This is a genomic window from Streptomyces sp. bgisy027, assembly GCF_057710365.1.
On sequence record NZ_JBYIVZ010000034.1, the window covers coordinates 89,930 to 115,833 of the forward strand.

Annotated in this window: 22 protein-coding genes and 4 pseudogenes; 18 read left to right on the forward strand and 8 right to left on the reverse strand. The window is 67.8% G+C overall.

Going from position 1 to position 25,904, the window contains the following annotated elements; genetic code table 11:
• Nucleotide 1 precedes the first annotated feature (1 nt).
• From AC3ETA_RS30695 to AC3ETA_RS30705, 3 genes and pseudogenes are all read left to right on the forward strand, one after another.
• Nucleotides 2-703: an SDR family oxidoreductase gene (locus tag AC3ETA_RS30695; RefSeq protein WP_432196137.1), complete on the forward strand. Its 702-nt coding sequence runs from the start codon at nucleotides 2-4 to the stop codon at nucleotides 701-703.
• A gap of 28 nt (nucleotides 704-731) precedes the next feature.
• Nucleotides 732-1,611: pseudogene (locus AC3ETA_RS30700) on the forward strand (alpha/beta fold hydrolase).
• Between the two features lie 324 nt (nucleotides 1,612-1,935).
• A complete protein-coding gene (locus tag AC3ETA_RS30705) occupies nucleotides 1,936-2,394 on the forward strand; it encodes a winged helix-turn-helix transcriptional regulator (RefSeq protein ID WP_432196138.1) in 459 nt (152 codons plus the stop codon).
• A gap of 608 nt (nucleotides 2,395-3,002) precedes the next feature.
• On the opposite strand, the gene AC3ETA_RS30710 is transcribed toward AC3ETA_RS30705, so the two are convergent.
• The 3 genes from AC3ETA_RS30710 to AC3ETA_RS30720 all read right to left on the reverse strand — a co-directional run bounded on the left by AC3ETA_RS30710 (nucleotide 3,003) and on the right by AC3ETA_RS30720 (nucleotide 5,554).
• Nucleotides 3,003-3,665: an ATP-binding protein gene (locus tag AC3ETA_RS30710; protein ID WP_432196139.1), complete on the reverse strand. Its 663-nt coding sequence runs from the start codon at nucleotides 3,663-3,665 to the stop codon at nucleotides 3,003-3,005.
• 440 nt (nucleotides 3,666-4,105) lie between these two features.
• Nucleotides 4,106-4,621: a DUF302 domain-containing protein gene (locus AC3ETA_RS30715; RefSeq protein WP_432196140.1), complete on the reverse strand. Its 516-nt coding sequence runs from the start codon at nucleotides 4,619-4,621 to the stop codon at nucleotides 4,106-4,108.
• A gap of 48 nt (nucleotides 4,622-4,669) precedes the next feature.
• The gene (locus AC3ETA_RS30720; RefSeq protein WP_432196141.1) at nucleotides 4,670-5,554 is read right to left on the reverse strand and encodes an alpha/beta fold hydrolase; all 885 of its coding nucleotides are present in this window, start codon (nucleotides 5,552-5,554) and stop codon (nucleotides 4,670-4,672) included.
• Nucleotides 5,555-5,753: 199 nt separating this feature from the next.
• Between AC3ETA_RS30720 and AC3ETA_RS30725 the strand changes: the two are divergent.
• The 5 genes and pseudogenes from AC3ETA_RS30725 to AC3ETA_RS30745 form a co-directional block, all read left to right on the forward strand.
• Nucleotides 5,754-6,128 (forward strand): annotated as a pseudogene (locus tag AC3ETA_RS30725) (TetR/AcrR family transcriptional regulator); the annotation flags it as partial.
• A gap of 108 nt (nucleotides 6,129-6,236) precedes the next feature.
• Nucleotides 6,237-6,440: a transposase gene (locus AC3ETA_RS30730; protein WP_432196142.1), complete on the forward strand. Its 204-nt coding sequence runs from the start codon at nucleotides 6,237-6,239 to the stop codon at nucleotides 6,438-6,440.
• A gap of 507 nt (nucleotides 6,441-6,947) precedes the next feature.
• Nucleotides 6,948-8,291: an SCP2 sterol-binding domain-containing protein gene (locus AC3ETA_RS30735; protein ID WP_432196143.1), complete on the forward strand. Its 1,344-nt coding sequence runs from the start codon at nucleotides 6,948-6,950 to the stop codon at nucleotides 8,289-8,291.
• 56 nt (nucleotides 8,292-8,347) lie between these two features.
• Entirely contained in the window at nucleotides 8,348-9,310 is a 963-nt protein-coding gene (locus AC3ETA_RS30740; RefSeq protein ID WP_432196144.1) for a PDR/VanB family oxidoreductase, read from the forward strand.
• A gap of 1,122 nt (nucleotides 9,311-10,432) precedes the next feature.
• Nucleotides 10,433-10,804 (forward strand): DUF1330 domain-containing protein, encoded by a 372-nt coding sequence (locus tag AC3ETA_RS30745; protein ID WP_432196145.1) that lies wholly within the window; start codon nucleotides 10,433-10,435, stop codon nucleotides 10,802-10,804.
• Nucleotides 10,805-11,658: 854 nt separating this feature from the next.
• On the opposite strand, the gene AC3ETA_RS30750 is transcribed toward AC3ETA_RS30745, so the two are convergent.
• Nucleotides 11,659-12,693: a LacI family DNA-binding transcriptional regulator gene (locus AC3ETA_RS30750; protein ID WP_432196146.1), complete on the reverse strand. Its 1,035-nt coding sequence runs from the start codon at nucleotides 12,691-12,693 to the stop codon at nucleotides 11,659-11,661.
• A gap of 181 nt (nucleotides 12,694-12,874) precedes the next feature.
• Here AC3ETA_RS30750 and AC3ETA_RS30755 point away from each other — a divergent pair, with 181 nt between their 5' ends.
• The 7 genes and pseudogenes from AC3ETA_RS30755 to AC3ETA_RS30785 all read left to right on the forward strand — a co-directional run bounded on the left by AC3ETA_RS30755 (nucleotide 12,875) and on the right by AC3ETA_RS30785 (nucleotide 18,503).
• Nucleotides 12,875-13,657 (forward strand): TIM barrel protein, encoded by a 783-nt coding sequence (locus AC3ETA_RS30755; protein ID WP_432196147.1) that lies wholly within the window; start codon nucleotides 12,875-12,877, stop codon nucleotides 13,655-13,657.
• Between the two features lie 115 nt (nucleotides 13,658-13,772).
• Nucleotides 13,773-14,792 (forward strand): sugar ABC transporter substrate-binding protein, encoded by a 1,020-nt coding sequence (locus AC3ETA_RS30760; RefSeq protein ID WP_432196148.1) that lies wholly within the window; start codon nucleotides 13,773-13,775, stop codon nucleotides 14,790-14,792.
• A 95-nt stretch (nucleotides 14,793-14,887) separates the two neighbouring features.
• Entirely contained in the window at nucleotides 14,888-15,907 is a 1,020-nt protein-coding gene (locus tag AC3ETA_RS30765) for a Gfo/Idh/MocA family protein (RefSeq protein WP_432196149.1), read from the forward strand.
• Between the two features lie 70 nt (nucleotides 15,908-15,977).
• On the forward strand, nucleotides 15,978-16,940 hold the full coding sequence (locus tag AC3ETA_RS30770) for a sugar phosphate isomerase/epimerase family protein (RefSeq protein WP_432196150.1): 963 nt from the start codon (nucleotides 15,978-15,980) through the stop codon (nucleotides 16,938-16,940).
• A 143-nt stretch (nucleotides 16,941-17,083) separates the two neighbouring features.
• Nucleotides 17,084-17,562: pseudogene (locus tag AC3ETA_RS30775) on the forward strand (transposase); the annotation flags it as partial.
• A gap of 117 nt (nucleotides 17,563-17,679) precedes the next feature.
• Nucleotides 17,680-17,973 carry a hypothetical protein gene (locus AC3ETA_RS30780; protein ID WP_432196151.1) on the forward strand — a complete coding sequence of 98 codons (294 nt, stop codon included), beginning with the start codon at nucleotides 17,680-17,682 and terminating at the stop codon, nucleotides 17,971-17,973.
• Between the two features lie 293 nt (nucleotides 17,974-18,266).
• A complete protein-coding gene (locus tag AC3ETA_RS30785; protein WP_432196152.1) occupies nucleotides 18,267-18,503 on the forward strand; it encodes a response regulator transcription factor in 237 nt (78 codons plus the stop codon).
• Nucleotides 18,504-18,954: 451 nt separating this feature from the next.
• On the opposite strand, the gene lipB is transcribed toward AC3ETA_RS30785, so the two are convergent.
• The 3 genes from lipB to AC3ETA_RS30800 all read right to left on the reverse strand — a co-directional run bounded on the left by lipB (nucleotide 18,955) and on the right by AC3ETA_RS30800 (nucleotide 22,749).
• Entirely contained in the window at nucleotides 18,955-19,656 is a 702-nt protein-coding gene (gene lipB, locus AC3ETA_RS30790) for a lipoyl(octanoyl) transferase LipB (RefSeq protein WP_432196153.1), read from the reverse strand.
• A gap of 391 nt (nucleotides 19,657-20,047) precedes the next feature.
• Nucleotides 20,048-20,617 carry a TetR/AcrR family transcriptional regulator gene (locus AC3ETA_RS30795; protein ID WP_432196154.1) on the reverse strand — a complete coding sequence of 190 codons (570 nt, stop codon included), beginning with the start codon at nucleotides 20,615-20,617 and terminating at the stop codon, nucleotides 20,048-20,050.
• A gap of 632 nt (nucleotides 20,618-21,249) precedes the next feature.
• Entirely contained in the window at nucleotides 21,250-22,749 is a 1,500-nt protein-coding gene (locus tag AC3ETA_RS30800) for an MFS transporter (protein ID WP_432196155.1), read from the reverse strand.
• Between the two features lie 477 nt (nucleotides 22,750-23,226).
• On the opposite strand from AC3ETA_RS30800, the pseudogene AC3ETA_RS30805 reads away from it, so the two are divergent.
• Nucleotides 23,227-23,382 (forward strand): annotated as a pseudogene (locus AC3ETA_RS30805) (NF041680 family putative transposase); the annotation flags it as partial.
• Between the two features lie 137 nt (nucleotides 23,383-23,519).
• On the forward strand, nucleotides 23,520-24,932 hold the full coding sequence (gene lpdA, locus AC3ETA_RS30810) for a dihydrolipoyl dehydrogenase (protein ID WP_432196156.1): 1,413 nt from the start codon (nucleotides 23,520-23,522) through the stop codon (nucleotides 24,930-24,932).
• 93 nt (nucleotides 24,933-25,025) lie between these two features.
• Here the strand turns inward: lpdA and AC3ETA_RS30815 are convergent, their stop codons facing one another.
• Nucleotides 25,026-25,541, reverse strand: a complete 516-nt coding sequence (locus AC3ETA_RS30815; RefSeq protein WP_432196157.1) for an acyl-CoA dehydrogenase family protein — start codon at nucleotides 25,539-25,541, stop codon at nucleotides 25,026-25,028.
• Between the two features lie 183 nt (nucleotides 25,542-25,724).
• Here AC3ETA_RS30815 and AC3ETA_RS30820 point away from each other — a divergent pair.
• Nucleotides 25,725-25,904 (forward strand): NmrA family NAD(P)-binding protein (locus AC3ETA_RS30820; protein WP_432196158.1); only part of this gene is annotated, 180 nt, incomplete at its 3' end.

Genomic DNA, 25,904 nt, shown 5'->3' on the forward strand with positions numbered 1-25,904 from the left:
CATGACCGCACTCAAGGGCGCGAACGTCTTCGTCACCGGCGGCAGCCGGGGCATCGGCAAGGCGCTGGTGGAAGAGCTGTACGTGCGCGGTGCCGGCAAGGTGTACGCCACCGCCCGCGACCCGCGCACGGTGACGCACCCGGATGCGGTCCCGGTGGCGCTGGAGGTCACCGACCCCGCTTCCGTGGCGGCCGCCGCCGCGCAGGCGCAGGATGTGACCGTGCTGATCAACAACGCCGGTGCCTCGGTCGGCGCGTCCTTCCTCGACTCACCCGTCGACGACGTACGCCGGGAGTTCGAGACCAACTTCTACGGCCCCCTCCTCCTCGCCCGCGCCTTCGTACCGGTCATCGAGGCCAACGGCGGCGGCCACCTCCTCAACGTGCACTCCGCGCTCTCCTGGATCGCGCTCGGCGGCTCCTACAGCGCCTCCAAGGCCGCCCTGTGGTCACAGACCAACTCCCTGCGCCTGGAACTCCAGCCGCGCGGCATCGCGGTGACCGGGCTGCACGTCGGCTACGTCGACACCGACCTCGCGGCAGGCGTCGACGCACCCAAGTCCGACCCGCGTGCCGTCGCCGCCCTCGCCCTCGACGGCATCGAGACCGGCGCCCACGAAGTCCTCGCCGACGACATCTCCCGACAAGTCAAGGCAGGCCTCGCCGGCGACCCGGCCGGCCTGTACCCCCAACTCGCCAAGTAACCCCTTCGCACCCAAGGAGCCCGACGCGATGCCCGCCCACGAGCCACGCCCCACCATTAACATTCCTGGGACCACCAGCCACACCCTCGCCCCGCGCACAGGACGCCGCAGCCGCGAGGGAACCCTGCGCTACCTCAAGGCGGGCACCGGCGCCCCCCCTGGTCCTGCTGCACACTCTGCGCACGCAGGCCGAGCACTTCCGCTTCCTCATTCCGATGCTTTCGCAGCAGTACACCGTGTATGCCCTCGACCTGCCCGGCATGGGTTATTCCGAGATCGTGCCCGGAGCGTCGTACGAAGAGCCGGCGCTGCGCGCGGGCGTCGAGCGGCTTCTCGCCGAACTCGACCTCTACGACGTGACATTGGTCAGGGAGTCGCTGGGCGGGGTGCTCGCCCTGACCACTGCGGCCGACCTGCCCGAGCGGGTACGGCGCGTCGTCGCGGTGAACGCGTACGACTACCGCGACGGCATCGCCCGCTCCAGTGTCCTCGCTCGTGTGGTGATCGGCGGGATCATCGCTCCTGGGGTGGGCCCGGTGATCGCCCAGCAGGAGCCCAGGCCCGTCCTGCGCAGAATCCTGCAGGGCGGCGTGGGCGACAAGACCGCCTTTCGGGAGGACTACCTGGACGAGCTCCTCCAGTCAGGCAGGCGTCCCGGCTTCCCGACCGTCGCCCGCGCTCTGTACCGGAACATGCCCAGCCTCATCGCGGCGCGCTCCCGCTACCCCGAGGTCAAGGCCCCCGTCCACCTTGTCTACGGCGAGAACGACTGGTCCCGGCCCTCGGACCGCGAGGCCAACAAGAGGCTGCTGCCCGCTGCCGACTTCACACAGGTGCCGGGAGCGCACCACTTCATCGCACTGGAGAGGCCGGAGGTGGTGGCCGACCTGTTGAACGCGGTGGCGTGACCGCCGCGCAGTGCCGTGGCCCACCCCCGTTCCGTTCGGGGGTGGAGCGGTGTGAAGTTTGACTCCACGATGTCGCGCGGCGGCGTCGTGGTGGGCGACGGATCGGTACTTGGCGGTGATGTCGATCGAGTGGCCGATGTTCCGGCTCAGTCGCGTGACGTACCGAATCCGGAGGAAGCGGCGCTGGTGCCCCGACGCGGGCGCTGACCTTCCGCGGAATCGTCGGTCACAGGCCGAGCCGCTGTGCTCGCCGCCTGCCCCGGGGCGGGCGACCTCACCCCTCGAAGCTGTCAGTTGCTTGACGCAACGTGCTAAATTCACAGCATGTTGGGCAGAACGTACGACAGTCAACTGTGCTCCATCGCCCGGACTCTGGAGATCGTGGGCGAGCGCTGGACCTTGCTGATCATTCGCGACGCGCTGCTTGGCCTGCGCCGGTTCGAGGAATTTCAGGACAGTCTCGGTATCGCCCGCAACGTACTCACCAACCGCCTCTCCAAGCTGGTCGACGACGGGCTGCTGGATCGGGTCTGTTACCAGGAGCGGCCCGCTCGCTATGAGTATCAGCCGACGAGCAGGGCCAAGGACTTGCTTACCGCGTTGCTTTCTTTGATGCACTGGGGCGATGAGCACGCCGCGGATCCGGCCGGCCTTCCGCGGATCGCGAACCATGCGGGATGCGGAGGCAGCGTTCGGGACCAGCTCGTGTGCAGCCAATGCGGACAAGCGGTGGGCCCGGACGCCGTTCACCTGCTTCCCGGTCCGGCACTCACTGACTCGTAGGCCTCACATCCGAAACGTTCCTCGACGGGATCGCCAACCCCCCTCCTTGTTGTTCCAGATCATCGAGGCGCGCGGGTGGCAGCGAGGAAGGTGGACACCGGCTGCTACTTCGGCGGCACCGAGCAGCGCCGGTGTCTGCGCCGCGGAGATCACCGACATGCCCGACCTCTCCTCCTGGCCCACGGGATTGCGGCTGATCGTCGGAAGGGAACGGCCTCCCCCGGCGCCCAGTTGCGCCTCACGGAACTCGACGGACTGCGGCTGGCCTGCTTCGCGACCTCCGCCTGACGCTCTTCACCACGACCACCGCCGCTAAGGTCGGATCACTGGGCGCCGTCGCTGGCTCGGCTTCACCGCCCGGCGGCCGTGGACCGACGACATCGCCCATGCCAGCGACAGGCTCCGAGTACCTCCGGCCCCCGGCTGACCAACTACACCAACAGACAACAGGGTCCCCGTCAGCAAGCTGACGGGGACTTGTGAACGATCGAGGCCAGAACACCATGAGCGGTGCGTTCGGTCAGGGGTCCCGGTCAAATCGGAAGTTGAACCGCGCCTCGCCCTTGTTGCAGCTCATGGTGGTGACCAGTTCGGTTCCCCAGCCGAAGTCAGTGTCGTCTCCGATACAGGTGGTCCGGTTCAGCGGTTTGAGCCTGAGCGGCCCGGTGTCGCTCCAGTACTGGATGTCGAAGCGTTGCGAGGAAGCGCGGCAGGCCTTCGGCTTCCGTGGGCAGGATGACGGACTGGGCGACCAGCCTGTCGAGGAGGTCCAGCACCTCGTGCGGAGGGGCGCCCTCATCGGCGCAGACCTCCTCGGCCGCGTCGAGGCCGAAGCCCCCGGTGAAGACCGACAGCCGGTTCCACAGCAGCCACTCGGCGGGGTCGCACGGCTCGTAACTCCAGTCGATCAGCGCGCGCAGCGTGCGCCGGTGCGGCCGCGCGGTCCGGCTGCCGCCGGTGAGCGTACGTAACCGTGAGGCGACCAGTTCGACTGCCGGCGGCAGCCCGTCGAGGTCGTCGCACAGCCGGGTGACCGCGGTCCAGTTCGCATCGGTGATCCGGAACTCCGGCCGGACAGCGGTGGCGCGGTCCCGCAGGAGTTCGACTGCTTCGTCCGGCACCGGCAGGGGTGGCACCGTGAGGACGTGCTCGCCGGTGATGCCGAGTGTCTGGCGGCTCGTCGCCAGCACGCGCAACTCGGGGCCGGCCCTCAGCAGGCTGCCCGCGAGTTCGGCGCAGGCGTCGACGAGGTGCTCGCAGTTGTCCAGCACGATCAGCGCGCGGCGGCCGGCGCCCGGCCAGACGGCCGGCGATCTGGTCGAGGGCGGGCTGAGTTCCCAGGTCCGCGATCCCCACCGCGGTCGGTTCCAGTCGTTCTTGGCACGTACCGCGTCCGCAGCCGCACGGCCGGACGGAGAGCCTGTGTCATATCCGCTGATCTTTGACGCTGGTTGACAATACTCATGCGCTCAGTCGGAAGCAGCCACCGTATGCCATCGCGACGCACCGACCGTGAGCCGGGGGCGGGGTCATGTCCCGCCGGCTTCGTGGCATGCGATCGAACGACGGAGAGATGCTCTGCCCGAGATGTGCTCACCACCAGATCTGCTCCCCGCAGGTTGACGCTGCGGTGGCGCGTCCGTCTGTCGGGAACCCTGCGGGCTGCGCTGCCCGCTGCCTCAACCGGCGGCCGACACCCGATGCATAGGGGTTAGACCGTGATCAGCTCCGGTGGTACCGGCAGCGACATGAGGCGGAGCAGTTCAGCAAGTTTGGCGTCGAGTTGTTCTCCGACCTCGGCGATGCGGGGATCACCGAAGCTGGCGAATTTGCTCGACGGCTGGTCGATGCTGATCTGCACGTGGCCGCGGGCGGTTTCGTAGATCGCGGTGCGCAGTGGGGCGTACAGAATGATGCCGGGGTCGTGTCGGAACATGGTTTCCGCGATGACGTTGTTTCCCATCATGTAGGTGACGGCGCGGTGTTGGTGTCCGGACAGTCGCATCACCGGCATGGGGTCCAGTGTCCAGAAGTTGGCGAACGAATTGGGTGTGTGTTCGGTGGTGTATGCCTGCACCCGCGTGAGGTCACCTGTTTCGATCACTTCGACGAGTTCGGCGAAATCGATGGTGGGTACCAGCGATTCGTAGCGCTGCCGGACGTCGTCGAAGGTGTCGTGGGTGTCGATGACAAGGCGGTTGACGACGTGGGGGATGGCCTGGGTCATGTCGTTTCCTCAACGGGGTGGGCGGTGGGGTCGGCGATGGTTGACGGGTCAGTCCGAGGCCGCCTCCAGCAGGATCCGTGCCATGTCGTCGGGGCGCTCCAGGGCGGAGAAGTGGCCGGTGTGGGGCAGGGTGATGCGGTGGACGTCTGTCAGTGCGTTGGCCACGCGATCGCGTTCGGCGGGCCGGGACCAGTCGTTTTCGCTGTAGACGAGGGTGACGGGCGCTGAGACGCGCGGGTAGCGCTCCCGGGCCCGGTCGAATCCCTTGAGGCTGCGGAAGATTCCTCGGGACACCTTGTCGTAGCCCGTGCGCCGGCCGCTCCTCAACAACTCGGTGAGGAAGTCCTCGGGCAGCCTGGTTTTGTCGACGTAGCCACCCTGCAGAATTGCCCGAATGATGGGCCGCGGCTCAAGGGGGGCGAAGACGGGGCCCAGCACGGGCATCCGCACGCTGGACATGATGACGCGGGCGATCCAGTTTCCGCGTTCGCCTCCCTGGGGGTAGTCGTAGCTGTTGAAGGCCACGACCCGTCTGACCCGGTCCTTGAGGTCGATGGATGCCTGCAGGGACAGGGCGCCGCCGAGCGATTCGCCGGACAGGGTGACGTCGTGCAGGTCCAGTCCGCGGACGAACTCGACGACCGCGGCGCGCAGCTGCGGCTCCTCGTACTGGGCGCCGGGGACGATGTCGGACCATCCCATTCCGGGCAGGTCCAGTGCGTAGACGGTGTAGTGGTCCCACAGCTGCGGGATCACGCGCTGGAAGTAGTCCAGCTGGCCGCGCACGGTGTGCATCAGCACGAGGGCAGGGCCGGTGCCCACGGTGTAGTAGCGCAGCCGTGAGCCGTCGGATCGAGTGAAGAACCGCACCTCGCCGCGGCCGTTGCTCCATGTGCTCGTGTACGTCGCGTCGGGGAACTCGGTGCGTGGCATTTTGGTGTCCTTCCAGGTGAGTCGTGCGTCGTTGATGGTCGGACCCCCGCAGAACGCCGGGGAAACCGATCGGTTTCCTCAACTGTAGACCGATCGGTTTCCGCCCGCAAGGCGGTCGGCCGACATTCGGGGTCGGCCGACCCGCGAGGTGCGGCACTGCATGGTCGCCTGTGCGGCGCCGCGAGGGCTGCGGCGGGGGGCGAAGCGGTCTTTGTGCAAGCTGTTCGACAGCGAGGACGAACTGCTGGCGGCGAGCCTGGAGCGGGGCTTTTTCGCTTACGTGGCGGCGCTCCTGCCTGCGGCGGACGACGGGCGTTCGCCTCGGGAGCGGACTCTGCACGTCTTTGAGCGGGTCGAGTTGCGGGCGGGCGGGCCCGAGTCCCAGGGCTGCCAGTACCTTGCGGTGCAAATCGAGCTCAAGGATCGGAGCCATCCCGCGGGCCGGGCGGCACATCGGGTCAAAGAGGATTTGACGGGCTTCTTCCGCGCCGAGGCCGCCAAGGGCGGCGCGGGCGATCCCGGCCTGCTGGCCCAGCAGCTCAGCCTCGTTTTCGATGGGGCCGACGCCCGCGCTCGCGAGTCTTCGACGCGCCGACCGCCAGGTCCGTGACGTCGAGGCCCAGATGCGTGACACCCTGGCGGCCGCCCGCACCGCGCTGACCGCACTGCCCGGACTGGGACCGTGATCGCCGCCAATCTGCCCGGGCACGTGGGCGAGGTCGCCCGCTTTCCTGCCGAACGCCACTTCGCCAGCTATACCGATACGGCCCCACTGGACGCCTCCAGCGGGAAGAACACCCGCCACCGACTCAACACCGGGGGAAACGGGGCCCTCAACTCGGGGCTGCACATGGTCGCTGCCTGTCAGATCCGCTACGGAGCGTGAGGATCTCGCTCGCACGGGCGGCGCAGCTGAGATCCAGCGCCAGGATCGCGCGGTCGCGGTTGGACTGAAGGGCCCGAACGGTTCCTTCCAGCAGTCGTCCGGAATCTCTCGGAGCCTGGGTCTGGGCACCTTGGGGCCGTAGTGGATCTGACCTCCGGCGCGGAGCGGCTCATGCGGGTTGTGGTGTGCGTGGTCGAGCGGCACGGGGTCGGCCAGGGGGCCCTCGCCGATCTCGATCCAGACTCGTAGAAGCTGCGGACGACGGCGTGGCTGTGACGGAGGGCCCGGGGGCCGATCCGCGGAGACGGCCCGATGCTCCCCTCTGCGTCGGGCAGTTCCACTCGCGTCACTGCAGAAGATTCAACGGCCCAGGTGTCAGAGCGAGTTCGACAGATGGATCGCATCTCGACGCCTATCCAAGTTGCTTCACGAAACTCATGGCAGCTAGGGTCGAGTTGCTTCATGAAACTAACTCGCATCCCGCCCCCCCCCGTGAGGTGACGCTCGATGGCCAGGAACAAGCTCGAAGACCATCCCACCGTCGTCCAAGTCCGTCAGCGCGACCGCACCGCCGATCGCCCCGTAGAGCCGTTGGATGCGGCGTGGCTGCGGCAGTTGTGTCTCGACGCGGGTGCGGACGACGTCGGCTTCGTCGAGATCGACCGGCCGGACATCGCCGATCAGCGGGAGGATCTGAACGCCGCGCTACCGGGCGTCCGGACGTTGATCAGCATCGTGTCCCGGATGAACCGGGAGAACATCCGCACTCCCGCCCGCTCGGTCGCCAACCTGGAGTTCCACCACACCGGCGACCACACGAACGAGGTCGGCCGGCACGTGGTGGGCGAGCTGGAAGCGGTGGGCGTGCGGGCCATCAACCCCGCGATGGGTTTTCCGATGGAGATGGACAAGTTCCCCAGGAAGGCGTGGGTCGTCTCGCACAAGCCGGTCGCCGTGGCGGCGGGGCTCGGCAAGATGGGGATCCACCGCAACGTCATCCACCCCAAATTCGGCAACTTCATCCTGCTGGGCACGATCCTCATCGACGCCGAGGTCAGCGAATACACCCGGCCGATCGAGTACAACCCCTGCCTGGAATGCAAGCTGTGCGTGACGGCCTGCCCGACCGGGGCGATCGCCTCCGACGGCCACTTCAACTTCTCCGCCTGCTACACACACAACTACCGCGAGTTCATGGGTGGCTTCGGCGACTGGGCCGAACAGGTCGCCGAAAGCCGTAACGCCCATGACTACCGGGAGCGAGTGAGTGACGCCGAGAGCGCCTCGATGTGGCAGAGCCTGTCCTTCGGTGCCAACTACAAAGCGGCCTACTGCATGTCGGTCTGCCCGGCCGGTGAGGACGTCATCGGCCCCTGGCTGGACGATCGCAAGGCGCATCTGACGCAGGTTGTACGTCCACTGGTGGACAAGGAAGAGACCGTCTACGTCGTCGAGGGTTCCGACGCCGAGCAGCACGTGGCCGACCGGTTCCCCAACAAGCGCACGAAGCACGTGGCGATGAGCCTGCGAGCGAACAGCATCGACGGCCTGGTGGAAGGCCTGCCGCTGATCTTCCAGCGCGAACAGGCCAAGGACATGTCCGCGACCTACCACTTCACCTTCACTGGCGAGGAGTCCCGACAGATCACCGTGACCATCCGCGACCGCGAACTCGATGTCGCCGACGGACATCACGGTGAACCGGATCTCAGGATCACCGCCGATACGCGGACCTGGCTGCGATTCCTCAGCAAGCCCACGCTGTTGGCGTGGGCACTGGTACGGCGCCAGATCAAGCTGCAGGGCTCCCCCCGGCTGCTGGGCGACTTCGGCCGTTGCTTCCCGTCCTGACCGGCCGTGGAAGAACGCATCACCGATTCATCACTGTGAGAAATGAAAGGCGGATCATGAGCACTCTCGGCACCGAAGTCGAGCTCGACCTCGTGTTGGAGCGTAAGGAAACGATGGCCGAAGGCGTCGTGCTGCTGACGCTGCGCGACCCGGGAGGCCGTCCACTGCCGGAATGGCAGCCGGGAGCGCACATCGATCTGGTGCTACGAGCCGACCTGGTCCGGCAGTACTCACTGTGCGGGGACCCGGGGGACCGGTCCCGGTTCCAGGTCGCGGTCCTGCGTGAACCGGAGAGCCGCGGCGGGTCGAGCTATGTGCACGACGCGCTCGCGGAAGGTGAGTCCGTGCGCATCCGCGGGCCGCGCAACCACTTTCCGCTAGTGAAGGCCAAGAAGTACCTGTTCATCGCGGGGGGAATCGGGATCACTCCGATCCTGCCGATGGTGGCAGCCGTCAACGCGACCCGCGCCGACTGGCGCCTCGTCTACGGGGGCCGCACTCGAGCGTCGATGGCGTTCGGCGAGACTTTGCAGCGGGCCTACGGAGAGCGGGTGAGCCTGCGGCCCCAGGACGAGTACGGGCTGCTGGACCTGGCTTCGCTGCTCGGCAAGCCGCAGCGGAAGACAGCCGTCTACACCTGCGGCCCGGAACCGCTGCTCGCGGCGGTCGAGGCCGGCTGCGAGAAGTGGCCGAGCGGATCTCTGCACCTGGAGCGCTTCGCCCCGAAGAAGGACGCCAATGCCGGGCCGCAGAGCAGCTTCGAGGTCGAGCTGGCCCAGTCCGGCAAGAAGCTGCTGATCTCCGAGGACATGTCCATCCTTGAGGCCGTCGAAGGTGCCGGTGTACCGGTGATGACGTCGTGCGAGGAGGGAATCTGCGGAACCTGCGAGACTAAGGTGCTGTCCGGGGCGATCGATCACCGTGACTCGGTCCTGAGCGACCAGGAGCGTGCCGCGGGTGACACCATGATGATCTGTGTCTCTCGCGCCAAGGGCGGCCGCCTGGTCCTCGACCTCTGACCGCTTCGGGAGCAGATGACCGGGCGGCGCAGCCTGCCCCGTGGGTGGTCGGGCGGTGGCGGTTCGCCTCAGGTCGCATCGCGCGAGCACATCGAAGTGCGCCATGATCGCGAGGAAGACGTGGGCGGGCGCTCTTGCCGTCCACGGCCACCGGCTCCGCCCGGCTCGGGCCTTCGACCGCCCGGTCGGCGAGACCGACCGGGCAGGCCGCGCAGATGATGAGTCGGATCGTCGCTGCGGACGGCGCGATGCGCACATTTCAAGGAGGGCAGCAGGCGTGCGCCGAGGCGGGTCGGAGCCTCATGCCGAGCATTGCGCACGCGTGCCCACCCCGTAATCGGCCACCTCTCCCGGCGTGCCCAGGGCCTGCCACGCGTCCTTCGCGAGGCCACGAGTGCGACGGGGGCGGCGACAGCTGGGTCGAGCGCTTTCGCCAACACAGTCGGTACTCGGCCGGGAGCCACAGCCTCGGAATCCCGGCCCTCTGGCGCCGCGAGGTTGGCGTCGGCCGTGCCGGTGGTCGGGTCCGCCCCGCCATGACGTCCCTCCGGTTCCCAAATGCCGCAAACCAGATAATTGCCACATGTAAGAGCAGGGCGGCATCAAAGCGGCTCTCCGAGGGCTGCGGCAGGCGGCCAGGGTGGGGTGGCGGCGCGGCCGGATTTCGCCGTAGCGCCCCATCGCAAACCGGGTGCGAATCACCAGCCCCTTCATGCATCGCCGCCGCCCGGACTTGCGCGCGGAAACCGATCGTTTTACGATGATGGAACCGATCGGTTTCCCGTTGTGGAGGCAGGTGAGTCCCGAACCCCCTCATCAGGAGTGCGGATGGCTTTCCTGCGCGACACTTAACCGTGCGGGTACTCCAGCGTGGTTTCGTGATGTATTCAGCAGTTTTCTGGGCGGTTCGTCGCCAGTAGTGGCTGCGGCGTGGCGTTGGTCGACGAGGCTGTGCGTTGCGCGAGGGTGAAAAGGTGTACCAAGCGGCACGGGAATTGTGCTCAGATTACCGCGACCTCGGTCTTCACTCGAGCGCCCGTAATGCCGATGTCCGACTGTAGGAGTCAGCGCCCGCCTGGAGTGGCGAACACCAGTTTCCTGAGACCGGAAAGGGTATTGACAATGAGTGCGAATTCGCAGAATAAGAAGTTCTACGCCCTGAATATGTTCGATGTGGCCGACGTGGAGAAGTACCTTGCGCATTTCAGCCGCTTGCCCGAGGCGGCTCCAAAATATGGTGGTCGAATGGTGGCGTTTGGCCGTTTCCGGGACAACGTGGCCGGCGACCTCGCCCCACGGCAGGTTCTGTTTCTCGTTGAATGGGAGTCCGAAGAGGCGTTCAACAGCTTCCGGGACGATCCGGACTTGGCCGACTTGCATCCGCTGCGCGAGGACGGGACAGCGTCCTATGTCTGGCAGACGTTCGATGGCCCCGATATGAGTGACCCCGTCAACGTTTCGCTCGACGATGTATTGGCGGTTCTCAAGCCTTAAGGCCTGCATCGCCACGGAGCCGGATGAGCCGGCTGACGAGTCGTCGGCTGGCGAAGGGCGGGCCTGGTAAGCGCGGACTCCAATGCGGCTCGGCGGTCCAGTTGCCGATAGTACTCCAGTCCGGTTTCGCAATCTTGCGTCGGGTGCAGCTGGGCAGAGGTACGGCCACCGCGTGATCATCGGGGGATGTGTGGACCCGTGAAGATCGTGCGGTGGTCGTAGGCCATGGCGTATACCCAGCCCGCTGGCGCAAGATGTCCGGCCAGGCCACGGCCTGGATCGCGGGACGGTTCAAGCAAGTTGACCTTCGGGTTGCAGCGCGCGCCCACCTGCTCGTGCTCTTGTGGAGTGTTGAGCGGTAGAACTGAACGGCTCTGTCAGGAATCTTGAAATCCGAAGCGGCCGCCTCACGCTCCACCATGAAGCAGGAGATCGCCGCTCAACACCCTGCTCCTCGTGCAGCAGCCGGGCGCCTATGCCAACCCCGACGTGAGCCGGGTGCGTGACGTCCACCGAAGCGCCGCCCGCGACTGGTAGGTGAGCCGGGCCCGGATTCCCGCGGGGCAACAGTGTGCATTCTTGACTTGCGGCTCACGGCGCCGTCATGCAACTCACCGATCACTGGCCTCAGGCGACCGACCGATCCACTTCATGCCAATCCGTTCCCTGCCCCAGGTGGCGCGGTGTCCGAACAGTGCGATCCAGGACAGCGGTTCGTGTTCGTCCACTTGCCTGCCTCCTTGGCTCGCGCGTCCGCCTGGATGCATGCGGATCCCTCGGTGGAGAGCCGCAGGTGGTCCTTGGGGGCGCGGGAGAACTTCGACCAGAACGAGCCGGGACTGGAGCAGCGCGGGTCAGGAGCGGCAAGGTGCCCTGGTGGTGCTTCGTATGACGAGGTGTGGAGTGACGACGACTTCTCGTTCGTCGTCCGTCGCCCCGCCCTCCAGCCGGGCGACGACCCGGCTCACGGCCCGGCGCGCCAGCTGGCGGGCTTCTTGCCCGACCGTGGTGAGTTGGACGTGGGCCAGGCGGGCGAGGTGGCTGTCGTCGAAGCCGACGACCGAGATCTCCTCCGGCACCGGGATCCGGGCGCGCAGGAAGGTGTCGAGGACGCCGATGGCGCAGTGGTCGTTGAAGGCGAGGACAGCGGTGGGGCGGGTGGCCTCGGCGAGGAGTGCTCGTGCGGCTGCCGCGCCGTGGTCCTCGGTCAGCCCGCCCGGCACGAGGCGGATGCGGTCGGTGAGGCCGTGGTGCTTCATGGCCGCCTTGTAGCCGCGGCGCCGGTCGGCCGCGCCGGGCGCCCTGCCCCCGTCGATGTGGACGATGTCGCGGTGGCCCAGTGCCACGAGATGGTCGACCGCCTGGCGGGCGCCCTCGTCGTCGGCCGCGCGGACGACGTCGACGCCGTCGGCAAGCGGGCGCAGTCTCCGGGCTACGGAGACGACGGGCAGCTGGGCCGCGAGTTCCGTGAGCCGGCGCACCGGGGCATGGGGGCTGAGCAGGATCAGTGCCTCGCAGCGGTCGGCGAGCAGGGACTCCACCGCGTGCTGCCCGCTGCGGCTCGGGGCGACGGCGCTGAGGGCGAGCTGATAGCCGGCCGATTCCGCCGCGATATAGAGGGCCTCGACCATGTCGGCGTGGAAAGGCTGCTGGAGATCGAACTGCACCCCCAGCAGGTGCGAGCGGCTGCTCCGCAGCAGTCGCGCCCTGCTGTCGGGCCGGTAGCCGATCTCCCGGGCCGCTTGGAGGACCCGCTCGCGGGTTGCCGCACCGGCCCCTTTGGCGCCGCGCATGACGATGGAGGCGAGGGCGACGGAGACGCCCGCCCGTGCCGCGAGGTCGGTCAGCGTCGGCCGCTTTCCGTCCGGGACCGCAGGGGTGGGTGCCACCGTGGGCCTTCCTGATCGAGGGACTGCTCCAGGCCGATCGTAAACGCAGCCGCGTGGGCAACGCACTGGTCAGCATGACTGCAACGTTCTAGCTCAAATGTCCGCACAAAGTCTTGACAGGTTGCTCGACGGCTGGCGTACTGCTCGTGTTCGCCTAGAACGTTCTAGTCTTGGAGTGGCGATGTACACGTTGGCGGTATGTGCCGAGATGGTCTTCCGTGACCTGCCGATTGACGAGCGGGCCCGGCGCATCCACGCGGCCGGCTTCCAGGTGGAGATCTGGGACTGGACTCGCCACGACCTGGACGCCCTGGCGCGCACGCCCGCCGAGTTCTCTTCCATGACCGGCTATATCCGCGGCACTCTCACTGACCCGGAGGGGTCGGCCGAACTCCTACGCACCGCCGAGGAGTCGGTCAAGGCCGCCGAGCATCTGGGCTGTCCCCGGCTCAACCTGCACGGCACCGGTCTCGATGGTGAGGGCCTGCCTGTGGTGCCGGTGCAGGGCGAGCCCGCCGGGGAGATGTGGATCGCCGCCCACCGCACCCTCACCCGCCTCGCCGAGCTGGGTGAGGGTGCAGGTGTCACGTTCACGCTGGAGAACCTCAACACCGCGGTTGACCATCCGGGCGTCCCGTTCGCCACAGCCGCCGACACCCTCGCCCTGGTCGCCGCGGTCGACCGGCCCGGACTGCGGATGAACCTGGACCTGTACCACGCCCAGATCGGTGAGGGGAACCTCATCGATCTGGTTCGCCGGGCGCATGGTGCGGGCCTCATCGGCGAGATCCAGGTCGCCGACGTGCCCGGCCGCTGCGAGCCCGGCACCGGAGAGATCAACTATCCGGCCGTCGCCCGCGTTCTCGCGGAACTCGGCTACGACGGCACGGTCGCCCTGGAGGCATGGCCCTCCGGCGACAGCCACACCGCCCTGGAGCGGTTCCGCGCCGCGTTCACCCTCTGATTTTCCCGCTCGCCCGGAGCCACACGGCTCCCCCCGTTCACGGCACGAGGCCCGCTGTGGCCCTTCAGCCGTGCGCGTCACCCCTTCTCCGCAAGTCAGCACAGTGAGGTGCCGAATGACCCGCTCACTCTCCTCCCCTTCCCACAGACTCACCCTCGCCGTGGCGGTGGCCACGAGTACGGCACTGATACTCGCCGGCTGCTCCAGCGGTTCGGGCGGCAAGAAGTCCGAGGAGAGCGCCGAAGGCGTCTCGGCGGGCAAGGCCACCACGCCCCGTATGACGGTCGCGATGATCACTCACGCGGTCCCCGGTGACACGTTCTGGGACACCATCCGCAAGGGCGCCCAGGCGGCGGCCGCCAAGGACAACGTCAAGCTGATCTATACGTCCGACCCGAGCGGCGGCAATCAGGCGAACCTGGTGCAGAACGCGATCGACCAGAAGGTCGACGGCATCGCGGTCACGCTCGCCAAGCCCGATGCCATGAAGGACGTCGTGGCCAAGGCGAAGCAGGCCGGCATCCCCGTGGTCGGCTTCAACTCCGGTGTGGACGACTGGAAGGAGCAGGGCCTGCTGGAGTACTTCGGCCAGGACGAGACCGTCGCGGGTGAGGCGATCGGGAAGAGGCTGAGCTCTCTCGGCGCCAAAAGGGTCGCCTGTGTCATTCAGGAGCAGGGCCAGGTCGCCCTGGAGGCACGCTGCGCGGGCGTGAAGAAGGGTTTCTCGGGCACGACGGAGAACCTGTTCGTCAACGGCGCCGACATGCCGTCCGTGAAGTCGACCATCACCGCCAAGCTCAAGCAGGACCCCTCCCTCGACTACGTCGTCACCCTCGCCGCCCCGGTCGCGCTGACCGCGGCGCAGGCCGTGTCCGAGGGCGGCAGCAAGGCCAAGGTCGCCACCTTCGACCTCAACAAGGAGCTGGTGAAGGCGATCCAGGGCGGCAGCATCCAGTTCGCCGTCGACCAGCAGCCTTATCTGCAGGGCTACCTGGCGGTCGACTCGCTCTGGCTCTACAAGAACAACGGCAACTACAGCGGCGGTGGCGTGGCGCCCGTGCTGACCGGCCCGGCCTTCGTCGACGAGTCCAACGTCGCCGCCGTCGCCACGTTCGCAGCCAAGGGAACGCGCTGACACGTACGCCCCGGGTAACGGCCGGACCCGTGCGGCTCCGGCCGGCCTCCCGCTGACCGTCCCCGCCATCGCCCACCCTCAAGGCAAGGAACCACATGACCTACCACGCCTCCATCGGAGTCGCCGTGATCGGCGCCGGCCGTATGGGAGCCGACCACGTACGCCGGATCAGCGAGGTGACCAGCGGCGCCCATGTGGCCGCCGTCGTCGACGTCGACATCGATCGCGCCAAGACGGTCGCCGCCGACGTCGAAGGATGCGCGGCCTACGGCGACGTCGCCGAAGCGCTCGCCTCACCCGACGTCGATGCGGTGCTGCTCGCCTCCCCGGGCATCGCCCACGAGGCGGCACTGCTCACCGCGTTCGAGCACGACCTGCCCGTCCTGTGCGAAAAGCCGCTCACTCCCGACGCCGTCTCCGCGCTGCGCGTGCTGGAGGCCGAGCAGCGGCTCGGACATCGCCGGGTGCAGGTGGGCTTCATGCGCCGCTACGACAGCGAGTACCTCGAGCTCAAGGCGCTGCTGGACAGCGGGGATCTCGGCCTGCCGTTGATGCTGCACAACCGGCACCGCAACCCCTCCTGCCCGCCGGACTTCACCAGCGCCATGCTCATCAACGACTCCGTCACTCACGAGATGGACATCACCCGCTGGCTGCTCGGCCAGGAGATCACCTCCGTGACGGTGATGCGGCCGCGGTCCTCCGTCAACGCGCCCGAAGGTCTGGCCGATCCGCAGTTCGTCGTCTTCGAGACGGACGGTGGCGCCCTCGTCGACGTGGAGATCTACGTCAACGCCCGCTACGGCTACCAGGTTCAGGCCGAGGCGGTGTGCGAGCACGGCACCGCCCGCATCGGAGACCGGCACGACATGCTCGTCACCTCTGCCGGACGCTGGGGCGGTACGGTCACCCCCGGCTTCGTCGAGCGGTTCGCCGAGGCGTACGACCGTGAAGTCCAGGAATGGGTCGACGCCACCCGCCGCGGCGAGGTCACCGGCCCCAGCGCCTGGGACGGCTACGCCGTGGCCGCGGTCTGCGAGGCAGGCGTCCGCTCCCTGACCGAGGGCCACCGCGTCGACGTGGAGCTTGTCGACCGCCCAGACCTCTACCGCTGACCCCATCGCCGGTACACCCCACGCCGGACGACCGCATCCTTGCCGGCGGCACCGCAGACAGGACACCCCCATGAAGATCGGTCTGAACACCGACAGCGTCGGACAGCTCACCCTCGACGAGACCCTCGACCTGGCCGCCGAACTCCAGCTGGACTACGTGGAGTTCGCCACCGGTGCCTGGTCCACCGCCCCGCACGTCGACACCGACCGGCTCCTCGAAAGCGACAGCGCGCGCCGCGAACTGCTCGCCAAAGTCGCCGACCGGGGTCTCGAGATCAGCGCCCTCACCTGCTCGGGAAACCCCCTCCACCCCGGGCTCAGCGGCCGCGAGCACGACAAGGTCACCCGCGACACGATCGCCCTCGCCCCGCTCCTCGGCGTCGACCGGGTGGTGCTGATGTCCGGGCTGCCGGGCGGGCCGGGCGACGCCAACCCCAACTGGATCACGGTCTCCTGGCCGCCGGAGACCACACAGATCCTCGACTGGCAATGGACCGAAGTGGTACTCCCGTACTGGCGAGACCTCGTCGCCCACGCCCGTGACCGGGGGGTACCCAAGCTCGCTCTGGAGATGCACGCCCACCAGGCGGTCTACAACGTGCCCACCCTGCTGCGTCTGCGCGAGGAAGTCGGACCGGAGGTCGGGGCCAACTTCGACCCCAGCCACCTGATGTGGATGGGTGCGGACCCGCTGGCCGCCATCGAGGCTCTGGGTGAGGCGATCTACCACGTGCACGCCAAGGACACCCGGCTGGAACCCTCCCGCCAGGCGTTGACCAGCAGGTTGGAGACGCTGCCGGTCATGGCCGCCAAAGAACGCTCCTGGAACTACGTAACCCTCGGCTACGGCCACGACGACGCGTTCTGGCTCGCTTTCTGCCTTGCCCTGCGCCGAGCCGGCTACGACGACGTGCTGAGTATCGAGCACGAGGATGTGCTTGTGGCCCCCGTCGAGGGCGTCACCAAGACCGTCGACCTTCTGCGCCGCGTCATCCTGCGCGACCCCAGCTCCTACAAGCCCCAGGAGATCTGAGCCGTCCTAAGCCGCACGGACACGAGTTCCACGCGGCTGGGTCCGCCAGGCAGAGGTCGACCGCGACGATCGGGACGACCGGCTGTCGACCGCCGTACACGAGGAACTGAAGCAACTCCTCAAAGAAGCGCCGAGATCAGTTCGCGGTCGATTCCGTCAGCGTCCAGCGCTCAAAGAGAGCGGTAAACCGGACCGAATCCGACCAGCCGAGGCAAGAACGGACCGAAAATCCCCTTTGCCGTTGACCGCGCTGGTGCCCGTGTCCGCTGCCATCTCGGCAGCGGACACGCACGACAGCCTGGCCCTGCAGCCGCTGATCATGGGGATCCCACCGACCCGCGGCCCCCGAGGTCCTCGGCGGCGCCGGCCAGCCAAGCCCCACGGCGACAAGGGCTGGGGCTGCTCCTACCTGTGCCGTCGGCTCCGCGAGCGGAACATCACGCCTTGTATCGCCCGACGCGGCGTCGAAAACTCACAACGCCTGGGCCCGTGTCGTTGGGTGGTCGAACGCAGCGTCCTGGCTCGCCGGATGCCGCCGACTCCGCCGACGCTACGAACGCCCGAGCACTTCCGTGGCTTCACCGTCATCGCCGCCAGCCTCATCAACCACCGACGATTCACCAAGTGCGAGAACCCTTGGTCCCTAGAACAGGTGGTGTACAGCGTCTGGGAACGCAGGGGCGACGCTGGCTTGCCAGGTGGTGCCCACCGGTGATCATCAGAGGAATAGGCTCACGGCGTGACCGATGAGACGCTGTTCACGGATGTGTGCCAAACACTGGAGCGTGCTGGCTTCGACATCACCTCGGCCCAGTCAGGAGAGGGGACGGGGCTGCGAATCCGGCAGGAAGGGGACTTTGTCGTGGTGAGCTGGGTGCCCTCCAGTGAACTAGATCCTGCCAACCGTCAGGATGCGGAATATGAGGGCATCCGTGCTGCCCTCAGGCAGGCCCTGACGGAGATCCTCACGCAGGCCGGGTATGTGGCACGGCCGAACGAGGACAGCAGCGAAGGATGGGTGAGCCGGGCTTGATCCGTCAGTGAGGCGAAATCGGGGTAGCGATGGTCCCGGCGACCGTCGTGCCTGCTGTCGAACCTCGGGCCGGGTTCGGCCCCGCGCCGCGCCGCCCGTGCGAGGCGGCGGCACTACGGCCGACGCCTCCCGGCGAGTGGCCGCCGAGCTCGCCATCCGTGATGAGATGGACCACCGTCTGCGCCTTCTGGACGCGGCACAGGGCAACACCGTCGACGGGCAGCGGGGCATTCCACGGGAGGAACTCCGCCAGGTTTACGCCGAATTGCGGCGCATTGCACAGCAGGTGCTCGATGAGGACCTATGCGGACGGCTGCTCGACGCGGCCGAGCGGCTGGCCCGGCCGTCCGCCGCGCACTCGGCGCCTGGCTCGCGGTTGTCCCCCCTGCAACAACGCCGAAGTGGGGCGCAGGCTGTCGTTGCTACCCGAAACCGTCAAGTCGTATCTGCGCAGCGCGATGCGCAAGTTGGGAGCCGGCACTCGCTTCGAGGCGGTGGTTGCCGCCCGTCGACAGGGTCTGCTGCCTTAGCCATCCCGTTCGGTTCGGAGTCTCGCAGGTCAGACGGTTTCTGCGCGCATCGCGAGAGGCGGAGCGAGGCGTCCCTGCTGCGGGCCGGGCTGATCCCGAACCCTGGAGTTAATCCGTCCGGTCAGCCCTCAACAGCGGGAAGCGGCGCCAGACGCCGCACTGACTGCCGCCGAAGAGCGCCGTCCCCTCTACTGCGCCACAGTGGCGCGCATGCGATGCTCAGGCGGCGAGACAACCCCACCGACGTGGTCCCCAACCTGGCGCTACCCGCCCGCCTGGTAATCGGCCCCTGGAATGGGAGCGCCCGGTGAGGAACCTCCTGGACAGGAGCGATCATCGGAGCAGCAGCCGGTGCGGGCCGCCGAGGGGCCGCGCACGCAGATCGCCGCTCCAGCGAGCAACTCCCGGCCACGGAACACCGTCACGATCTGTTGGGGTCCTCGTCAGGAACTCACCGGCCGGCTCCCGCGTGATCACCAGCCGCGACAGCCGTTTCGTCAGGGGCACTCAGTGCGGATGTCAGGGCCGCGGTCACGGCGTCCCGCACTTGAGCCTCGGTGGGCGCGGGCTGCCCGCTTTCTTCGGCGAGTTCCGCCAGCGACGTCATGCGGACGTCCGGCAGCGCGCAGGACATGAATGTTGTGTAGACGTCGAGATCAGGGGCGATGTTGAGAGCGAAGCCGTGGCTGGTCACACTGCCGCTGATGCGCATGCCGATGGAGGCGAGTTTGCGGTGATCGGGCGTCCATACACCGACCAGGCTCTCGGACCCTCGTGGTGTGTCCCGTCGTACCGCCTCGAAGCCGAGCGATCCCACTGCGTCGATCAAAGCCTGCTCGACCCGGCGTACCAGGCCGCGGGGCCCCAGGTCGCGGACGTTCACCACGAGGTAGCCGATGAGCTGTCCAGGGCCGTGATACGTGGCATGACCGCCCCTGTCGACTTCGACAAGGGGTATCGGTGAACCCGGATCCGGGAGCTGGCTGACCGGAGTCCGCGCGGTGTAGGTGATCACGGGCGGGTGCGTCAACAGGAACAGCCGGTTCCCCGCACACCCTTCCTTCCGCTCAATGACCCACCGGGCCATATCGGCCTGTGCCACCTCGTACGGCACTTCACCCAGATCGATTGCTTCCAGACCTGCCGATCGCATGATGTCCCTTCTTGTCGCCGGATGCCATAGCCGCCTGCGGACGGCGTCGCTTCAGCGTGACGTGGAGAGCTCCCGTCCCTTCAGGCGGGCCCGGCAGGCGCGTACCTCTCGGGTGTTGTCGCAGGTGGTGACAGGGTGCGAGAGACGCGAACAGTTTTGGAGCGGGCGTAGAACGCGCCGCGACGATGGGGGCTGGCGCACACCTTCAGCCGACGCCTCGTGTCGGCACAGATGGCTTCGGCCAGCTGGATCAGCACGTAGGAGCGGAGGAGTTCGACACCCGTACCGCGTGGATGCAGCCACGCGCCTGAGGCGTCCAGAGTGACCGTCGCCGTTGTCTGGATCGACGTGACACCCCGTCCGCGGAGACTCCCCCCGACGACGGGGCGCGTCAGCGCATGCCTGCCGCGTCGAGCAGGGTGGCCACCGTGGGCGTGATGAGCCCGGTCAGTCTGTCGGCTCCGATCCCCGCGCGGGCGCTGGCGCCGTCGAAGAGCAGGATCAGCTGCCGGGCCAGCAGGTCGGGATCGCCCGCCCTGCCCCGTTCGGCCTCGGCGCGGAAGAAGGCTGTCAACTGCGCCTTGACCCGGTGGGCCACCCGGCTCGCGGGGTGGTTCTGGTCTTTGAGCTCGATCTGAGCAGCCAGGTACCGGCAGCCTTGGAAGTCGGGAGCACCCGCCTGCTCCTCCAACTGGTCGAAGACGTGCAGGATCCGCTCGCGGGGCGACCGGCCGTCGTCCGCCGTGGGCAGGAGGGTCGCCACGAAGGTGGCGGAGCGCTCCTCCAGGCTCGCCGCCAGCAGTTCGTCCTTGCTCTCGAACAGCTGGTACAGGGAGCGCTTCGACACTCCTGCCGCCTTGCACAGCGTGTCGACGCCGATGACGACGCCGTCTCGGTAGGTGAGCGTGGCCGCCGCATCCAGCAGCCGCTCTCTGGGGCTCAGTTTCACTTCGGTGGTCATACCGTGAGGTTAACTCGCTTGCGACGAAATGAAAACCGATCGGTTTACGACGCCTTTCCGGGGCGATCTTCACGCCGCCCACGGTCGAGCAGGAGGTGAGTACGGTTCCGCTGTGCCGGGGCGGCGGTCTTATCGGGCTTCGTCTGGGCAGGCACGCGTTGTGCCCCTTGGCGACTGAGGCAGCCCGTCACTCCGAAGGTGCAGTGTGCGGCGCGATGAGACCGACGGCCATGCTCGCGCAGCCCCGGCCAGGGCCCGCGTCCCCTGGCGCCGTTGCAGAGGATTGAGTGGGTATCGCGAAGTGGAACAACGTGACCACCAGCAGGCGTGCCGAACACGGTAAGGCGGGGGAGCGCGCCGGTCCCGGAGGCCGCGATGACGCACACCGACTGCAGCCACAGCGGCGGCGGGCGGGAGGCGTCCCATCCCCATGAGGCCGGCGGCGCCCGGCATGACCAGCGTGACTGTCAGCCTCGGAAATTCAGCCCACATCGTGGATCGGACGCCGTGGTAACGGAGAACGCCTGCTACCTGCGGTGATTTGTGCCTTGAGGACACCAGACCATCGCAGGTAGCGGCGCATTTCCCACGATCCACGCTTGCGACAAGCGTGCATTCCGGTGGATTCAGGCTCAGTGGGCGATCACAGGCTCGCCCTCCGACGGCGCCAGAGCCCGATTCGGCATCAGGAAGGCCGTGAGCACCGCGCCGACCACGAAGATCCCGGCGCCCCATGCCAGGGTGGCCGTGTAGCTCTCGACCCCGGCCTGAGCCGCCGTCAGTGCGCTCGGCTTGTGCGAGGACAGGTAGTCGGTCGCGGCCGACGAGGCGACGGTGGTCAGCAGCGCCGTGCTGATCGAGCCGCCCACCTGCTGGCTGGTGTTGATCAGTGCCGAGGCGACGCCCGCGTCCTCGTGGTGTATGCCCGAGGTCGCGCCCTGGAACGCGGTGGTCATCACCGCACCGATGCCGAGGCCCAGCAGGATCATGCCCGGCATGATGTCGGCGACATAGGCACTGTTCAGCGTGAGCTGGGTCAGCAGGGCCATACCGGACGCGGAGACCAGGAAGCCTGCAGTGATCACGATCTTCGGGCCGACTCGGGGCAGCAGCAGCGAAGGAACCGTGGTCGACGAGGCGACGATGCCGCCGACCATCGGCAGGAAGGACAGGCCGGCCTCGATCGGTGAGTAGCCGATGCTGGCCTCCAGGTAGTAGGTCAGGAACAGGAAGATCGAGAACATCCCCATGCCCAGGACGAACACGGCCAGGAACGAACCGCCCCGGGTCCGGTCCAGCACGACTCGCAGCGGCAGCAGCGGATGCGCGACCCTGAGCTCCAGCCAGGCGAACACCGCGAGCAGCACCACGCCGCTGATCATGGAGCCGAGGGCGACCGGGTCGGTCCAGCTGGTGGATTCCACGTGCGCGAGCCCGTAGACGATGCCGAACAGCGCGGCGCTCACCACGACGGTGCCCGGAATGTCGATCTTGGGCCGCTCGGCGTGTGCGGGCTTGCCCAGCAACAGCAGCGCGCCCACCAGTGCGACGCCCGCGAAAATGACGTTCACGTACATCACCCAGCGCCACGACGCCCATTCGGTGAGCATGCCGCCGAGCAGCAGTCCCACCGCGGCGCCCGCACCGGACAGCGCACTGAAGATGCCGAACGCCTTGGGCCTCTCGGCCGGGTCGGTGAAGGTCACACTCAGCAGGGAGAGCGCGGCGGGCGCGAGCAGCGCGGCGAAGACGCCCTGGGCCACACGTGCCGCCACGAGGATCTCGAAGCTGCCGGCCGCGCCGCCGACTACGGACGCGACCGCGAAACCGATCAAGCCGGTCACGAACGTCGTCCGCCGGCCGAACAGGTCACCGAGCCGCCCGCCGAGCAGCAGCAGGCTGCCGAACGCCAGGGCGTACCCCGTGATCACCCACTGCCGGCTGCCGTCACTGAAGCCGAGGTCGTGTTGCGCTTCGGGTAGCGCGATGTTCACGACGGTCGCATCGAGCGTGACCATCAGCTGTGCCACGCCCAGCACGACGAGCACCCACCAGCGCATGGCGTGTGAGCCGCGGCGGCCCGAGTCTGTCTTCCCGGAGGCGGGCGCTCCGCGGTCGAAGGTGGTAGTCATGTCTTCCCTTTGTTGCAGGTCGGAGGCTGGGCACCGGTTGGAAACCGATCTGTTTCTCTAGATGGAAACAGATCGGTTTCCGCAGCGCAAGTGCACGGGCGGTCTCTGGCCTGTGAGGGATCCGACAACGCGGCCGCCCGCCTCGGTGCCGCCGGTGCCGGTCTCGCCGCGCGATCGGTTGCTCGACATCGCTGCGTAGCTGTTCCACGGACAGGGCGTCGGTCCGCTCACCCGTGAGGGTGAACAGCACTGATGTCGACGGATGTTGACGAGTTCGTTGAGCACTGGACGCTGCTGAAGGAACCGGCAGGCGCTCGTGGTGGGTATGCGTGGGGCGATGCGGTTGGGCTCCGACGTTCTGCTGAAGTACTGCACGCAGCACGGTCGATTTCCGCCCGGCCCGGTTCGAGCTGCCAGGCGAGGCCGAGTTCGCCGCGCGTCAGGTTGAGGTGCCCCCGTCCGATCTGAGGCCTACGGGCCATGACGACCACCGACACTCGCCTCTACGGGAAGGCCACCGCGCGGGCCTGGGGCCGGCCGCGCCTGCGGCTGACCCGCCGGGCGGCATGGCCTGGCGACGGGCCCCTGCCGATCATCGAGGGCACCGTCATCCGTGTCGATGAGGTGCCGGCCGCGATGATTGCCGCGACGGCATCGATTCGCGGCATCGGAGTGTTGAACCACGCGCTTGGGTTGTTGAACAGGTCGTTCGACCGGGAGCTGGCCGGCCCTCGCGTGGAGCCGGACCTCCCAGCGGAAAGGAACCGTCCATGGACGAGCAGGGTGAACATTTCGACGTCGTCGTACTCGGCGCGGGACCCGGCGGATACGTGGCCGCCATCCGGGCCGCCCAGTTGGGCAAGCGGGTGGCGGTGGTGGAGGAGAAGTACTGGGGCGGCGTCTGCTTGAACGTGGGCTGCATTCCCACCAAGGCCCTGCTGCGCAATGCCGAACTTGCCCACGTCTTCACCCGTGAAGCGAAGACCTTCGGCATCAAGGTCGACGGACAGGTCACCTTCGACTACGGGGAGGCCTACCGCCGTAGCCGGAAGGTCGCGGACGGCCGGGCCAAGGGCGTCCACTACCTGATGAAGAAGAACAAGATCACGGAAATCAGTGGTCGCGGCACATTCCTCGACCCTCACGCGCTCCAGGTGGCCGACTACGACGGGAACACCCGCACGATCGGCTTCGGCCACTGCATCATCGCGACCGGTGCGACCCCGAAGCTGCTGCCCGGCACCCGCCGAACCTCGCGCGTGGTGACATTCGAGGAGCAGATCCTCGCCGAGGACCTGCCGCAGTCCATCGTGATCGCGGGTGCCGGGGCCATCGGCATCGAGTTCGCCTATATCTTGCGCAACTACGGTGTGCAGGTCACCGTCGTCGAGTTCCTGGACCGGGTGGCGCCGCTGGAGGACGTCGAGGTGTCCGCCGAACTCGCCAAGCAGTACCGGAAGTTGGGTATCGATGTCCTCACCTCGACCCGCGTCGAGTCAATCGACGAGTCCGGTCCGCAGGTTCGCGTCACCGTCACCGCGAAGGACGGTTCCCAGCAGGTTCTGGAGGCTGACAAGGTCTTGCAGGCGATCGGCTTCGCGCCGAACGTCACCGGTTACGGCCTGGAGAACACGGGAGTGCGGGTCACCGAGCGAGGCGCCATCGACGTCGACGGCCGCTGCCGCACCTCCGTCCCGCACATTTACGCCATCGGCGACGTCACCGCGAAGCTGATGCTCGCGCACGCCGCCGAGGCGATGGGCATGATCGCCGCAGAGACCCTCGCCGGCGCGGAGACCATGGAGCTGGACTACGCGATGATCCCGCGGGCCACCTTCTGCCAGCCGCAGATCGCCAGCTTCGGCTACACGGAGGCGCAGGCGAGAGAGAAGGGATTCGACGTTCAGGTGGCGAAGTTCCCGTTCACGGCGAACGCCAAGGCCCACGGCCTGGGCGATGCGACCGGCTTCGTGAAGCTCATCAGTGACGCCAAGTACGGCGAGCTCCTCGGCGGCCACCTCATCGGCCCCGACGTCACCGAACTCCTCCCCGAACTGACCCTGGCCCAGCAGTGGGATCTCACGGTCCACGAGGTTGCCCGCAACGTCCACGCCCACCCCACCCTGGGCGAGGCAGTCAAGGAAGCGGTCCACGGCCTCGCCGGCCACATGATCAACATGTAGGGGGCGACAGGACGGAGGCAACAGGACCCCGGGTGCTCGGTTCGGTCTCGCAACCTTGAGTCCGCCCAGGGGGCCCGCCAGTTGGCCCCGGGGTCAGGCAAGGTCGTCAATACGCGCGATGTCTGCCCGGTCGCCGCTCTGGCCCGGCTGCCGTCGGGCGGCGGTTCCGGCGTGCAGCAGTGCGGTGGCGCGGCCGAGGCCGCTGGCGCCGCCGAAGACCTGGACGGCGTCGGTGGTGACGCGCATCGCTGCCTCGGTGGCGATCAGTTTGGTGATGCTGGCCTGACGGCTGTACGGCGGCCCGGCGTCCTTGCGCCGGGCCGCGGCCAGGACGGTGGCCCGGGCGGAGTCCACGGCGGCCTCCGTGTCGGCGAGCAGAAACGCGACTCCCTGGTGGCCGATGATCGGTTTCCCGAAGGTCTCGCGCTGTTTCGCGTAGGCGAGTGCGTCGTTGGGGGCGCCCTGGGCCAGGCCGACGGCGACGGCGGCGATGCCGAGTCGGCCCGCCTCGAGTCCGGCGGGTGTCCAGCTCTGTCCCGCACTTCCTCGCCGCCCACCCGAGGGAACACAGATGCGCTCTGTGCATCCACTGACAGCCCCGCTTGCCACCTGGAAACCGATCGGTGTACGGTGGTGAAAACCGATCGGTTTCCCGGGGGTCTCGCGGCCCCGGGCATCGGCACAACGCCAGTCCGTCGGTGCCGTGGATCCCCAAGCCGATGCAGAGATCCGTTCCGAACGCCGCGCCCAGCGGTGCTGATCGCGTTCGTAATCAACCTCGGAGTCGAAACCATGTCTTCTCATGCCACCTCCACCATCTTTGTCATCGGTGGTACAGGGGCCCAAGGGATGCCCATCGTCCGCGCTCTGGTCGCAGACAAGAAGTACTCCGTCCGGGTTCTCACCCGGGATGCCAACTCCCCCCCCCGGGCCCAGGAACTCCTCGCGCTCGGCAACGTCTCCATCCTCGTA